The sequence below is a fragment of the Kaistella faecalis genome (assembly GCF_019195395.1).
Taxonomy (GTDB): domain Bacteria; phylum Bacteroidota; class Bacteroidia; order Flavobacteriales; family Weeksellaceae; genus Kaistella; species Kaistella faecalis.
The window spans coordinates 2,361,909-2,374,276 of sequence record NZ_CP078067.1 but is presented as its reverse complement, the minus strand read 5'-3'; the positions used below and the strand labels follow the sequence as shown (position 1 = coordinate 2,374,276).

Here is a 12,368-nt window from a genome sequence, read left to right as displayed (position 1 = left end):
ATAACTTAAGTTATTTAACACCTCAAAACTTCGCTATAAACATTCATCAACTCCTTGGCAATATTTTCATCGGTGAATCTTTGAACATATTCTAAACCTTTTTCTGCACGCCTTTTCCGTTCTGCTTTATTATTCCAGAGAAATAAAATTTTTGACTTAAGGTCTTCCATTTGATACGGATTGACGTAAAGTGACTCAGGACCGCCAGCTTCCGGAAGAGAACTGGTATTGCCTGTAATTACAGCAGTTCCCGAGAAAAGCGCTTCTATCACAGGAATCCCGAAACCTTCAAAAAAACTCGGATATACAAAAATTTTAGAAAGCTTATAGATTGCAGCCAATTCTTCCATCGAAACATTTTCAAGGAAAATAACTTGGTTCAGCAGTTTATTTTTCTCAATGAATTTCTGAACTTTATTGAAATATTTGGTCTTTTTTCCAATGACAACCAACGGAATTTCTGTTCCGTTAATTGCTTTTACAATATTCAAAAGATTCTTTCTTTCCTCCATGGTTCCGACATTTAGGACAAACTTTTCTGGAAGGTTAAATTTTTCTTTTACTGAATTTAAAAATTCAGGAGACTGAATTTCTTTAAATGACTGATGACAACCCTGGTAAACAACACGAATTTTGCTTTCAGGTACTTTCAGGTACTTAATGATATCGCGTTTGGTCTGCTCAGAAATTGCAATGATCAAATCTGCCTGTTCCGAAGCTTTCCCGAATTTCCAAAAATGAATTTTGCGGTCGAAAAAACTGTAATATTGCGGAAATCTCAGGAAAATCAAATCATGAATGGTGACCACTTTTTTTATGGACTTATTATTCCATTTTAGAGGAAGCTCGCCTGAAAGTCCGTGGAAAATATCAGCATCCGCATTTTGAGCGTCCTTTCCCATCTTAAACTGCCTTGAAAGGTTTCCTTTTGATACTACTCTGAACGAGACATTTGGGAGATATAAAATCTCCTTCCCTCTTTCTGATTGATTTTTATTGAAAAGAATGTATCGATTTTCAGGAAAATAAATCGCTAAAATCCGAACCAGATCCCGGGAATAATTCCCTAAACCCGATGCATTGCTAAAAAACCGTTTCCCGTCGAATGCAATTTTCATTATTCAGCAGGCTTAATAATATCTTGTGTCAGTTGTTTTCTCTTCCAGTGTTCAGATCTTTTGGAATATAAAAAAAACTTGCCGAATTTGTACTTGAATTTTAAATAGCCTCGGTATTCAATACCATCAAAAATCCGGTAAGGAACATCGGGGTTTTCCACAAGACACTCATTTATTGCTTTAGAAAATGCGGTGGGACCAGTGGTGGCGTGTACATCATTTGGAAATTTGTGCAGCTGGATATTTTCTAAAACCTGCTCCAAAGTTTTCTTAAGAAACGGATGACCCTTATCGAAAATTAGGCCCCACTGACAATACAACCCAATGTGTCTTTCTGCACTTATTAAAGCGACATCGGTTGGTAAAATAAGTTTTCGCAACGGTTTAGACATTCCACTGTCAATATCCAAATAAATTCCTCCGTTTATATAAAGGATAGCATACCGAAAAAAATCAGCTTTCGCTGCACCAATCGTCAACTGATTATACGCTTTTAAATATTCTGAGGAAAAATTTTCCTGAAAAAAAACCTGAATATCATTATCATCATAAAGATAATATTGATATTCAGGATTCATCCTTTTCATATTCCAAATATGCCATCTGGTAATCAATGGCAATTTTTTAGTTTTAAAAGTCTGAAAAATATTTTTCGGAATACTCATGTTGAAAGAAATTATACGGAGACATTATTTTCCCTTAAAGCATCGTTCAGAGATGTTTTTTTATCGGTAGATTCTTTCCGCTGCCCGATAATTAAAGCACACGGAACCTGATATTCACCAGCCGGGAACTGCTTGGTATAACTTCCGGGAATTACAACGGAACGGGCCGGAACTCTCCCTTTAATTTCAACAGGTTCAGCTCCGGTAACGTCGATGATTTTGGTGGAAGCAGTAAGCACAACATTCGCGCCCAAAACAGCTTCTTTTTCAACATGAACACCTTCCACAACGATACATCTTGAACCTACAAAAACATTATCTTCAATGATTACAGGTGCGGCCTGAAGTGGTTCTAAAACACCTCCAATACCTACTCCTCCGCTTAAGTGAACATCTTTACCAATCTGTGCGCAGCTCCCAACTGTCGCCCAGGTATCAACCATGGTTCCGGAATCTACATAGGCTCCGATATTTACGTAAGAAGGCATCAGAATTACTCCGGATGCAATGAATGCACCTTCTCTCGCTACAGCATGAGGAACAACACGAACTCCTTTTTCAGCATAATTTCTTTTCAAAGGCATTTTATCGTGAAATTCGAATGGTCCAACCTCAATGCTTTCCATTTTTTGGATTGGGAAATACATTACCACGGCTTTCTTCACCCATTCGTTCACCTTCCAGCCGTTTTCAGTAGGTTCCGCGACGCGGAGTTCGCCCAAATCCAGCTGACGGATTACCTCACGGATGGATTTCTGGCTTTCTTCGTCTTTTAAAAGTTCACGGTTATCCCAGATATTTTCAATAGTTTGCTGTAACATAATTTGATTGCTTTGTATAAATTTTATTGGCGCAAATTTACAAAACTCTTCGGGCGAAAAGATAAGCTTTGTTCCAATATTTTTCGTTAAGTGAGGAAATAATCACGCCTTTGGAAGTGGATGCATGAATGAATTTCACTTCACCGTTATTCCCAATATCGTGTACAATTCCCACGTGCGAAACCCTGCTGCCGCCCGCGGTGGCAAAAAACACCAAGTCGCCTGGCTTTGTGTCGCGAATATTTACCTGTTTACCAACAGTGGACTGGTCTTCCGAACGGCGAGGTAATTTTGTATTGTTTTCATTGAAAACCTTAGTAACTAAACCTGAACAGTCGAATCCTGCAGAAGTATTTCCCGCATATTTGTAAGGAGCGCCGAGATATTTCTGAGCATCTTTCAGGATATCCTGAATCTGACCGTTCACTTTTCCGGAAAAATTAGATTCCAGTGATTTTAGATCGGGAGTTTTCTTAACGGTTTTTGTAGGGACACTTCTTTTAACAACAACCGGTTTTGAAGTTCCACAGGATACTACAAAAAGTAATGCAAGGATTGCAAATAAAACGTTTTTCATTTTTAACAGTGAGGGTTTCCCAAAAATAGTAAAATTATTTACAATCTGACAAAAAATTCCCAAAATTTCCTTTGTTATCCAGTGTTTTTAAAGATTTCTCTCTTACCATTCATTCATTTTCAAAAAAAGGAATTATATTTAAAACCCAATTACAAAAGATGACCATTTCTGAACTAAAAGAATTTTTTAAAAATCAATTATCTGAAATTTACGCAGATTCCGAAATCAGCGAACTGTTTTCAATTTTTTGTAACCAAATTTTAGGAATGGATAAATTTGAGTTGAGAATTTCTCAACATCATATAATTTCCGAGGAACAAACAAGAGTTTTTAAGCAATTGATCAGTGAATTAAAGACCGGAAAACCTTACCAGCAAATCCTTGGATACACGGAATTCTACGGTTTAAAATTTTTCGTGGATGAATTCGTGCTGATTCCAAGACCGGAAACGGAAGAGCTTTTGGAACTGGCAATCTCCGAAATTGAGAAACGTAATTTAAAGTATACTAAAATTCTTGACATCGGTACCGGTAGCGGAATAATTCCCATTGTTATAAAAAATAAATTTCCGGAAGCTAAGGTTTCAGCGATTGATTATTCCGAAAAAGCCCTGGAAACAGCAAAGAAAAATGCGGATTTTCATAAGCTCGAAATCAATTTCATTCACCAGAATTATCTGGAAGAAAATCTATCTGAAGTTTACGATATTATCATTTCGAATCCGCCCTATATCGGAATGGATGAAGAAAGTGAAATTGCGGATTCGGTTAAGGAATTCGAACCTAAAATGGCGCTCTTCTCACCTACTTCGAATCCGTTGATTTTCTACGAAAAAATCGCTGATGACTGCAAAAATCATCTTGCAGAAAACGGAATGGTTTTTCTGGAAATCAATCAGAAGTTAGGTAACGAAACTAAGGCGCTTTTTACGGATGTTTTAACTGAAGTGTATCTTGTAAAAGATATTTCAGGAAATGACCGGTTTGTTTTTGGGAAGAAATAAAGCGTCAGTTCGGGCGCGAGCGAAGCGAGCGTAAAAAAGATTGTAGTGAAAAACGGGACCACTTTCCAAAAGAAGAAATCCGTTTTGTTGCTCTTAAAAATTATCCTATTTTCTTTTTCACAAAGACCATATATGCCATATAAATAAGTGGCAGCGCCATGATTCCGAGGAAAAGTGAATTTTCAATAGCTCGTTCTGGCTGCAATGCGACTGCGTAAACCAATCCGAAAAAAGCTCCCCCCATATGAGCAGCATGACCTATATTGTCATGTTCACGCGGATTCAGCATGCTGTAAACAGAGTATCCGAAATATAACAATCCGAAAATGTATCCCGGAATCGGAATTGGTATGAAGAAGAAATAGATTCCCAAGTCAGGAATCATCGCAATCGACGCGAATAGAATCCCCGAAACTCCGCCACTCGCACCAATTGCTGAATACCATGACTGGTTCTGATACAAATACAGTGAAAAAAGATTTCCTAAAAGAATTGACCCACAGTATACCAACAAAAAGCCTACTTCACCAAAAGCCTGCAAAACAATTGGGCCGAAGAAATACAGCGTCATCATGTTGAACAACAAATGCATGAAGTCTCCATGAAGAAAACCTGCAGAAATTAACCGTACATACTCTTTATTGCCACGAATTGCGCCAACATTAAACTTATACTTCTCGAAAAGTTGGTGATTATTGAATCCAAAATAACTGAATAGGGCTGTTGCCGCAATAATAACGATTAATAATGTGCTCATAATTTAATTATAATAAAAAAGTCTCAGATTGACCGAAACTTTGTTTATACTATTTCTGAAGTTAAACTTCTGGCGATTAATTTTTCATGCATGGGTTTCAGAACCTCTAAGCTGCCGGTTTTCACCGTACATTTTCCTTTGTAATGAACCAGTATTGTACACTGTTCGGCCTGTTCCAGTGTGTGTCCGCAGATTTCGATCAGTGCTTCAATAACATCATCGAAGGTGTTTACATCATCATTCCAGAGCACGAGTTTGTACACTTCATCTTCTTTTTCCAGCAGCGCGACTTCTTCGTCGTACTCCCGCTGCGGCTTTTCGTAATCGTGAACTGAATTATTTATATAAAATCTGCTCATTTTTCTTTGCTTAAATTTCACCAAGTTCGTCGGCCAAATCATTCAGAATATTGGGTTCCTCGAAAACAAGTTCTACAAGATCCACACTTTTATTCTGCATTTTAAGGATTTTCACGTGATAGCTGTTAATGGTAAATTCCTGATTTTCTTCTGGAATTTCTTCCAGTTCGTGAAGAATAAACCCCGCCAGCGTATTATATTCGCCATCTTCTGAAAGTGGGAAGAGTTTCGGCAAATGCTCATTAATTTCATCCAGAGGCTGGGTAGCCTGAACCCAGTAAACATTTTCGCCTACTTTCTCAACGATTTTGTCTTCATCATCTTCTTCATCCTGAATTTCGCCTACCAATTCCTCTAAAATATCTTCTAAAGTAATGATTCCCTCTGTTCCGCCAAATTCATCAATTACAACTGCCAAATGCTGTTTTTTCTGCTGGAAAACTTTCAAAAGATCTGAAATTTTCTTACTTCCAACCACAAAAAACGGTTCACGCATGAGTTCTTTTAAAACGTCATGGTCAATATCGCCTTTCCTTTTGATGTACTCGCGGATGATTTCTTTTGCATAAAAAATTCCGACAATATTATCAATAGATCCGGTGAAAACGGGAATCCTGGAATAACCGCCATCCATAATCTTACCAATAATTTCTTCAATAGGATCTTCGATATCAATCGAGGCGATATTCTGTCGCGGAACCATAATCTGCTTCGCGGAATGATCTGTAAAGTCGAAGGCATTTTTAATAATCTCGTAGTTTTCTTCTTCGATTTCCCCTGAATCTGCAGACTGCTTCACTAAAAGCTGAAGTTCCTCGGTAGAGTGGATTTCGTGTTCTGATGCCGGATGAATCTTCATTAATCTTAAAACGCCGTTCGACATTTGGTTCATCGACCAAATAAAAGGTTTGAAAACCGTATAGAAAACCCGCAGTGGCATAGCAATAACCATTGTTGTAGGTTCTGCTTTTCTGATCGCGATCGATTTTGGAATTAATTCACCAAAAACGATATGCATAATAGTAATGATTAGGAAACTGGTCACCAGAGAAACAGTAGTTACTGTGCTGTCGGCCACTGCCAAACCAAAATAATGGAAAAGATTTTCGATAATATGATGCAACGCACTTTCGCCCACAAAACCTAAACCAAGGGAAGCTAATGTAATCCCGAGCTGTGTAGCGGAAAGATACTCATCGAGATGTTTAATGATGTGCTCAGCCTGTTTCGCCATGGAATTTCCTTCTGCGGCCTTGAGCTGGATTTGGGAATAACGAACTTTAACGATAGAGAATTCTGCGGCTACGAAAAAACCATTGAGCAATACTAAGAATAAAGCTAATAAAAGCTTGACGACGTCTGAGTCCATTTAAATTTTTAAAAATATTTGATGCAAAGATATATAAAATTAAATTATTAAAAATCCCGTAAACGGTTCCAAAATGTCTTTTAAATAAAAAAGCATCAGAAATGTTCTGATGCTTTTTTTAATTTTTTACGAAAATATTTTAAGTGTTTTTCAATGCTTCCGCACCGGACACAATTTCCAGAATTTCGTTGGTAATTGCAGCCTGACGGGCTTTGTTATAGAAAATTTTCAATTCATTTCTCAAAGCTTCAGCGTTGTCGGTTGCTTTGTGCATTGCTGTCATTCTTGCGCCGTGCTCAGAGGCAATTGAATCAAGAATTGCTTTATAAACCTGAGTTTTGATTGATTTAGGAATTAAAACATTCAGAATTTCTGCAGCGTTCGGTTCGAAAAGATAATCTGTATTTACTGTCCCTTCTTTTTCAGTCATTGCGATTGGTAAAACCTGCTCTGTCTGAACCTCCTGCGTAGCCGCATTAATGAATTTGTTATAAATCACGAAAACCTGATCGAACTTTCCTTCCTTATAATCTCTCATTACATTTTCCATGAAATTGGAAACTACCTGAAAGCTCATTCCATCAAAGATCGCACTTTGGTTGTCGTACACAGTTCGGGTTCTTCTTACCGAATCGTATACTTTTTTACCTACCGAAAGAATCTCTACTTCATGCTGGGTGTTACCGATAGTCGTATTCAACTCTTTAATTACCGAAGAGTTAAACGCTCCTGCAAGACCTTTATTAGAGGTTACGACAATATAAAGAACTTTTTTAACCTCTCTTTCTGCAGTAAACGTTGAAATACCTTCCAAATCAGTTGTAGAACTTACATTTGCGATAATTTCCTGCAGTTTTTCTGAATAAGGTCTCAGCATCACAATAGCATCAGTAGCTTTTTTCAGTTTCGCTGCCGAAACCATTTTCATCGCACTGGTGATTTGCATTGTAGAAGAGATTGAAGTAATTCTTCCGCGTATTTCCTTTAAGTTTGCCATTTGTTGTATAGTTGTCGGTTGTCGGTTGTTGGTTGGTAGCTTTAGAGAAATTCTCTCAATTACCAACCAAAACCATCAACAAATATTAATTATATTTAGAAGCCAGTTCTGTAGCCGCCTGCTTCAAAACTCCTGTAATGCTGTCATCAATTTTTCCTGCTTTGATGGCTGCCATAGTATCAGGGTGTTTTGATCTAAGGAATTCTACATATTCTTTCTGGAATTCTTTTACTTTTCTGATTGGGATGCTTCTTAATAAGTTTTCAGTACCAGCATAAATCATGGCCACCTGAGAATCTACAGGAAGTGGTGAATTTACCGGCTGCTTAAGGATTTCCACGTTTCTTTCCCCTTTAGAAATAACTCCAAGAGTTGTAGCGTCAAGGTCGGAACCGAATTTAGCAAACGCTTCCAATTCTTTATACTGAGCCTGATCTAATTTCAGCGTACCTGAAACTTTTTTCATTGATTTGATCTGAGCGTTTCCTCCAACACGAGATACAGAAATACCTACGTTAATTGCCGGACGAACACCAGAGTTAAATAAATCTGATTCAAGGAAGATCTGTCCGTCAGTAATTGAAATTACGTTGGTTGGGATATATGCAGAAACGTCACCCGCCTGAGTTTCAATAATCGGAAGTGCAGTTAATGACCCGCCACCTTTAACGATTGGTCTTAAAGAATCCGGTAAATCGTTCATCTGAGATGCAATAGTATCATCAGCGATTACTTTTGCAGATCTTTCCAAAAGTCTGGAGTGAAGGTAGAATACATCACCTGGATAAGCTTCACGGCCCGGTGGTCTTCTCAAAAGAAGAGAAAGTTCACGGTAAGCAACAGCCTGTTTTGATAAATCATCATAGATAATCAAAGCTGGTCTACCAGTGTCACGGAAATACTCTCCGATTGAAGCTCCCGCCATTGGCGCGTAAACCTGCATTGGAGTTGGGTCGGATGCGTTAGCTGTTACTACAACAGTATAAGCCATTGCTCCTTTATCTTCTAATGTTTTAACAATCTGTGCAACGGTAGAAGCTTTCTGTCCTATCGCAACATATATACAGAATACAGGCTGTCCTGCATCATAAAATTCTCTCTGGTTAAGAATAGTATCGATTGCAACCACTGTTTTACCAGTCTGACGGTCACCAATGATTAACTCTCTCTGTCCTCTTCCTACAGGAATCATGGAATCAATTGCAACAATACCGGTTTGAAGCGGCTCAGTTACAGGCTGACGGAAGATTACTCCCGGAGCTTTTCTTTCCAATGGCATTTCAAAAAGGTCTCCAGTAATTGGTCCTTTACCGTCGATAGGGTTACCAAGAGTATCAACTACTCTACCCAACATCCCTTCACCAACTTTAATTGACGAAATTCTTTTGGTTCTGTTTACTGTATCTCCTTCTTTTACCAGTTTAGATTCACCAAGAAGTGCAACACCTACGTTATCTTCCGCAAGGTTCAAAACAATTCCTTCAATACCGCTTTCGAATTTTACCAATTCACCGTACTGAACATTTTCTAAACCGTATACCAAAGCGATACCATCACCGATGGTCAATACAGTTCCTACTTCTTCCACGTTCGACTGTGTATCGAAGTTGGCCAACTGCTGTTTAAGGATTGCAGATACTTCTGCCGGATTTATTTCTGCCATTTTATGGTTGTTTTTGTCTTAATTTAATTGAAATTCTTTTTTAAGCTTGCTCAGTTTTGATTTTACCGATTCATCTACCTGTTGGTCACCAACACGTAAGATATATCCTCCAAGAATGTCAGGACTGATAACGGACTTCACGTCAAACTGCTTATCATGATTTACAAGATTGGATGATTTCAGGATGCTGCTGATATTTTCAGCAGACAGCTCTGCAGCAGAGGTTAAAGTAATTCGCTGAACGCCTTTCATATCCTCCACTTTGTTGATGAATTCCTGCGCAATGTTCTGCATCTGGTTTTCACGGCCGTGTTTGATGATGAGCTGAAGTAAGCTTTTGGTAACCGGCGAGAAATCCTTAAAAATTTCCAGCGCGATGCTTACCTTTTTCTTTACATCAATAATCGGAGAACCGAAAAAATTCTGAAGCTCTCTTGATTTCTCAATGGTTTTCACAATGTCGCCCATTTCACCGAAAACAGCATCGGTACTTCCCGACTCCTGAGTGAAATTAAGCAGACCCTGTGCGTATCTTTTTGCTACTTTACTTGTAAGCATTTTAGTTCAAGTTAGATTTGTTAAGAATATTTTCAACCAAAGCGTTTTGTGCGCCGTCGTTATCCAATTTCTGTTTCAAGATCGATTCTGCAATTGTTACAGACAATACACCGATTTGGTTTTTGATTTCAGACATTGCTGCAGATTTTTCCGCCTGGATAGACTGTCTTGCCTGTTCGATCATCTTATCACCTTCAGCTTTTGCGATGTCTTTCGCTTCACCAACAATTCTGTCTTTGATTTCTCTTGCTTCTTTCAAAATATTATCACGCTCTACTTTCGCTTCACGGATGATTAATTCGTTTTCTGCTTTCAAATTCTGAACTTCCTGTTTTGCAAGTTTTGCCTGGTTAAGAGAGTCAACAATGGTAACTTCTCTTTCGTTCACGGCATCCATAATCGGCTTCCATGCGAATTTTCTCAGAACCAAAAGAAGGATGATGAAGATCACCGACTGGATGATGAATAAACCTGATGAAAAATTTTCTAATAATCCCATATGAGTTATACTAAAATTGTGTAGTTATTTTAATTTTTTAAAAAATCACTTGCCGTAACCAACCGTTCCCGGCAAGTGATAGAGTTTTGCAACTTCTTAGTTTACAGCAAATAATGCAGCAAACGCAACCCCTTCTACAAGAGCTGCAGCGATCAACATCGCAGTTTGAAGTTTACCAGCTTGTTCTGGTTGTCTAGCCATACCTTCTAGAGCAGCTGCACCGATTTTACCGATACCGATACCTGTTCCGATTACTACTAAACCTGCACCAATGATTTTTGGCATTTCTTGCATAATATATAATTTTAAAAAATTAGTTCTATTTAATAAAGTTCTACGCTGAACTTCTTCTATTTAATTTTTTCGCCTTGTATTAATGAGCTTCCTCGTGGTGATGCTCTTCGTTTGCCATACCAAAGTATACTGCAGAAAGCATCGTGAAGATATATGCCTGTAAGAACGCTACCAAAACTTCCAGCAAATATAAAACGAAAGTAAGGAAAGGGAAAGCTACACCTGCAATCACGTTTTGGAAATAATAAATCAATGCGATCAAACTCATAATGATGATGTGTCCCGCAGACATGTTTGCAAAAAGACGTATTAATAATGAGAAAGGCTTAATGAACAAACCAACAATCTCAATCGGCATCATTACAATTTTCATCGGCCAAGGCAATCCCGGCATCCAGAAAATATGCTGCCAGTAATTTTTGTTTGCTGTAAACTGAGTGATAAAGAATGTAATTAATGCTAAAGCAAAAGTAATTGCTAAATTCCCTGTAACATTAATCCCGAAAGGCATCAATCCGAAAACATTAAGGAAAAGGATAAAGAAAAATACAGTAAGTAAATAACTCATGTATTTCTTGTATTTCGGGCCGATATTTGGTTTTGCGATTTCGTCTCTTACAAAAAGAACAAGAGGTTCGAAAATTTTACCGGCTCCAGTAGGAACCAATGAATTTTTGTAGCTTCTCGCCATAGATCCGAAGATCCAAAGCATTAACAATCCTGTGATGATAATCATCAGGACACTTTTCGTAATCGAAAGGTCTAATACTTTTTCATTTGTCGCGTGGTGATTTTCATCCATGTTGATGGTACCATTCGCGTCAGTTTTATAAATTTTTTCGTGGAAGAGTGTGTAATGACCGCCTTTGCTTTCAACCGCTTTTTCACCGTGGTGAAATTCCGAACTCATAAATGCATGGAAACCGTTTGCACTGTCATAAAAAATTACTGGCAGAGGGAAACCGATGTGCGTTTCAGTACCGTCGTCATTTTTCGCCACCATGATATCGAAGCTGTGTCCATCAAGCAAGTGATGATCGATAAAGTTTTTGTTTTCTGTTTTAATTTTTTCATCTTCAGAAACAGGCGCTGCAGCTTCAGTTCCGTGTGCAGGAGCCGTAGCAACTGCAGTTTCGTGTTGTGCGAACGATGTGGCAAATGTTGATAAAAAACCTATTAGAAGTACTACTCTTTTCAGCATTGAGATATCTTATTTTAAAGTTTTGCAAAAATAGAACAAATAATCATAATATGAAAATCAATTTTTACTGATTTTTTTCATCTTTCGGGGTTTCTGCAACCTCTCCGGTCTGTATCAATTTAACAGCGTACAGTGTTTCTAAAACCAGTGAAACCAGATAAGGAACAATAAAGTGAAGTTTATAGTTGGGAACTTCACTCAGATTAAGTTTTTTCATCACCAGAAACATAATCATGAGTTTAAACATCACCAACCCCATGAACGCGAAACCAATATAAGTTGGATATATTTTCTTGATGAGTGAAAGAATGGTAATTACCATTGTAAAAAGCACGGTGAGAAAAAGGTAATATCTGATAAAAGTGGTTTCGAAACCGATTTCCATCAAAAGCCAAATCCCGAAATGCAGGAAAAACATTACAAAGAACAGAATGATATATAAACTTGTATTCTTAATTTTCATTTTTAAATATATGAAGGAGAAGT

General features: G+C 37.9%; 15 protein-coding genes. 1 reads left to right on the top strand and 14 read right to left on the bottom strand.

Going from position 1 to position 12,368, the window contains the following annotated elements; genetic code table 11:
- Positions 1-14: 14 nt before the first annotated feature.
- Genes KTV93_RS11165 through KTV93_RS11150 form a run of 4 tightly spaced genes read right to left on the bottom strand, consistent with a single transcriptional unit; the run spans position 15 to position 3,181 of the window.
- A complete protein-coding gene (locus KTV93_RS11165; protein WP_218249049.1) occupies positions 15-1,118 on the bottom strand; it encodes a glycosyltransferase family 4 protein in 1,104 nt (367 codons plus the stop codon).
- Positions 1,118-1,783 (bottom strand): glycosyltransferase family 32 protein, encoded by a 666-nt coding sequence (locus tag KTV93_RS11160; RefSeq protein ID WP_218249048.1) that lies wholly within the window; start codon positions 1,781-1,783, stop codon positions 1,118-1,120. Before KTV93_RS11160 ends, KTV93_RS11165 begins: the two co-directional genes overlap by 1 nt.
- Before the next feature lie 11 nt (positions 1,784-1,794).
- Positions 1,795-2,607 (bottom strand): 2,3,4,5-tetrahydropyridine-2,6-dicarboxylate N-succinyltransferase, encoded by an 813-nt coding sequence (locus KTV93_RS11155; RefSeq protein ID WP_218250537.1) that lies wholly within the window; start codon positions 2,605-2,607, stop codon positions 1,795-1,797.
- A 34-nt stretch (positions 2,608-2,641) separates the two neighbouring features.
- Positions 2,642-3,181: a C40 family peptidase gene (locus KTV93_RS11150; protein WP_218249047.1), complete on the bottom strand. Its 540-nt coding sequence runs from the start codon at positions 3,179-3,181 to the stop codon at positions 2,642-2,644.
- Between the two features lie 158 nt (positions 3,182-3,339).
- On the opposite strand from KTV93_RS11150, the gene prmC reads away from it, so the two are divergent.
- Positions 3,340-4,185, top strand: a complete 846-nt coding sequence (prmC, locus tag KTV93_RS11145) for a peptide chain release factor N(5)-glutamine methyltransferase (RefSeq protein ID WP_218249046.1) — start codon at positions 3,340-3,342, stop codon at positions 4,183-4,185.
- A gap of 100 nt (positions 4,186-4,285) precedes the next feature.
- Here prmC and KTV93_RS11140 read toward each other — a convergent pair whose 3' ends face one another.
- The 10 genes from KTV93_RS11140 to KTV93_RS11095 form a co-directional block, all read right to left on the bottom strand.
- Positions 4,286-4,942 carry a rhomboid family intramembrane serine protease gene (locus KTV93_RS11140; RefSeq protein WP_218249045.1) on the bottom strand — a complete coding sequence of 219 codons (657 nt, stop codon included), beginning with the start codon at positions 4,940-4,942 and terminating at the stop codon, positions 4,286-4,288.
- Between the two features lie 44 nt (positions 4,943-4,986).
- On the bottom strand, positions 4,987-5,301 hold the full coding sequence (locus KTV93_RS11135; protein WP_218249044.1) for an ATP-dependent Clp protease adaptor ClpS: 315 nt from the start codon (positions 5,299-5,301) through the stop codon (positions 4,987-4,989).
- 10 nt (positions 5,302-5,311) lie between these two features.
- A complete protein-coding gene (locus tag KTV93_RS11130; RefSeq protein WP_218249043.1) occupies positions 5,312-6,670 on the bottom strand; it encodes a hemolysin family protein in 1,359 nt (452 codons plus the stop codon).
- Positions 6,671-6,809: 139 nt separating this feature from the next.
- The gene (atpG, locus tag KTV93_RS11125) at positions 6,810-7,667 is read right to left on the bottom strand and encodes an ATP synthase F1 subunit gamma (protein ID WP_218249042.1); all 858 of its coding nucleotides are present in this window, start codon (positions 7,665-7,667) and stop codon (positions 6,810-6,812) included.
- 85 nt (positions 7,668-7,752) lie between these two features.
- Entirely contained in the window at positions 7,753-9,330 is a 1,578-nt protein-coding gene (gene atpA, locus KTV93_RS11120) for a F0F1 ATP synthase subunit alpha (RefSeq protein ID WP_218249041.1), read from the bottom strand.
- Between the two features lie 18 nt (positions 9,331-9,348).
- On the bottom strand, positions 9,349-9,888 hold the full coding sequence (gene atpH, locus KTV93_RS11115) for an ATP synthase F1 subunit delta (protein ID WP_218249040.1): 540 nt from the start codon (positions 9,886-9,888) through the stop codon (positions 9,349-9,351).
- Between the two features lies 1 nt (position 9,889).
- On the bottom strand, positions 9,890-10,387 hold the full coding sequence (atpF, locus tag KTV93_RS11110) for a F0F1 ATP synthase subunit B (RefSeq protein ID WP_218249039.1): 498 nt from the start codon (positions 10,385-10,387) through the stop codon (positions 9,890-9,892).
- A 96-nt stretch (positions 10,388-10,483) separates the two neighbouring features.
- A complete protein-coding gene (gene atpE / locus KTV93_RS11105; protein ID WP_027377418.1) occupies positions 10,484-10,681 on the bottom strand; it encodes an ATP synthase F0 subunit C in 198 nt (65 codons plus the stop codon).
- A 79-nt stretch (positions 10,682-10,760) separates the two neighbouring features.
- Positions 10,761-11,882 carry a F0F1 ATP synthase subunit A gene (gene atpB, locus KTV93_RS11100; RefSeq protein ID WP_218249038.1) on the bottom strand — a complete coding sequence of 374 codons (1,122 nt, stop codon included), beginning with the start codon at positions 11,880-11,882 and terminating at the stop codon, positions 10,761-10,763.
- Between the two features lie 64 nt (positions 11,883-11,946).
- The gene (locus KTV93_RS11095) at positions 11,947-12,345 is read right to left on the bottom strand and encodes a hypothetical protein (RefSeq protein ID WP_218249037.1); all 399 of its coding nucleotides are present in this window, start codon (positions 12,343-12,345) and stop codon (positions 11,947-11,949) included.
- Positions 12,346-12,368 lie beyond the last annotated feature (23 nt).

What these genes read in the sequence shown, in the direction of transcription:
- atpA (WP_218249041.1), bottom strand. Translation starts at nt 9,330, where the DNA reads ATGGCAGAAATAAATCCGGCAGAAGTATCTGCAATCCTTAAACAGCAG.
- KTV93_RS11135 (WP_218249044.1), bottom strand. Translation starts at nt 5,301, where the DNA reads ATGAGCAGATTTTATATAAATAATTCAGTTCACGATTACGAAAAGCCG.
- atpE (WP_027377418.1), bottom strand. Translation starts at nt 10,681, where the DNA reads ATGCAAGAAATGCCAAAAATCATTGGTGCAGGTTTAGTAGTAATCGGA.
- KTV93_RS11150 (WP_218249047.1), bottom strand. Translation starts at nt 3,181, where the DNA reads ATGAAAAACGTTTTATTTGCAATCCTTGCATTACTTTTTGTAGTATCC.
- KTV93_RS11165 (WP_218249049.1), bottom strand. Translation starts at nt 1,118, where the DNA reads ATGAAAATTGCATTCGACGGGAAACGGTTTTTTAGCAATGCATCGGGT.
- KTV93_RS11095 (WP_218249037.1), bottom strand. Translation starts at nt 12,345, where the DNA reads ATGAAAATTAAGAATACAAGTTTATATATCATTCTGTTCTTTGTAATG.
- KTV93_RS11130 (WP_218249043.1), bottom strand. Translation starts at nt 6,670, where the DNA reads ATGGACTCAGACGTCGTCAAGCTTTTATTAGCTTTATTCTTAGTATTG.
- prmC (WP_218249046.1), top strand. Translation starts at nt 3,340, where the DNA reads ATGACCATTTCTGAACTAAAAGAATTTTTTAAAAATCAATTATCTGAA.
- atpH (WP_218249040.1), bottom strand. Translation starts at nt 9,888, where the DNA reads ATGCTTACAAGTAAAGTAGCAAAAAGATACGCACAGGGTCTGCTTAAT.
- KTV93_RS11140 (WP_218249045.1), bottom strand. Translation starts at nt 4,942, where the DNA reads ATGAGCACATTATTAATCGTTATTATTGCGGCAACAGCCCTATTCAGT.
- atpG (WP_218249042.1), bottom strand. Translation starts at nt 7,667, where the DNA reads ATGGCAAACTTAAAGGAAATACGCGGAAGAATTACTTCAATCTCTTCT.
- atpB (WP_218249038.1), bottom strand. Translation starts at nt 11,882, where the DNA reads ATGCTGAAAAGAGTAGTACTTCTAATAGGTTTTTTATCAACATTTGCC.
- atpF (WP_218249039.1), bottom strand. Translation starts at nt 10,387, where the DNA reads ATGGGATTATTAGAAAATTTTTCATCAGGTTTATTCATCATCCAGTCG.
- KTV93_RS11160 (WP_218249048.1), bottom strand. Translation starts at nt 1,783, where the DNA reads ATGAGTATTCCGAAAAATATTTTTCAGACTTTTAAAACTAAAAAATTG.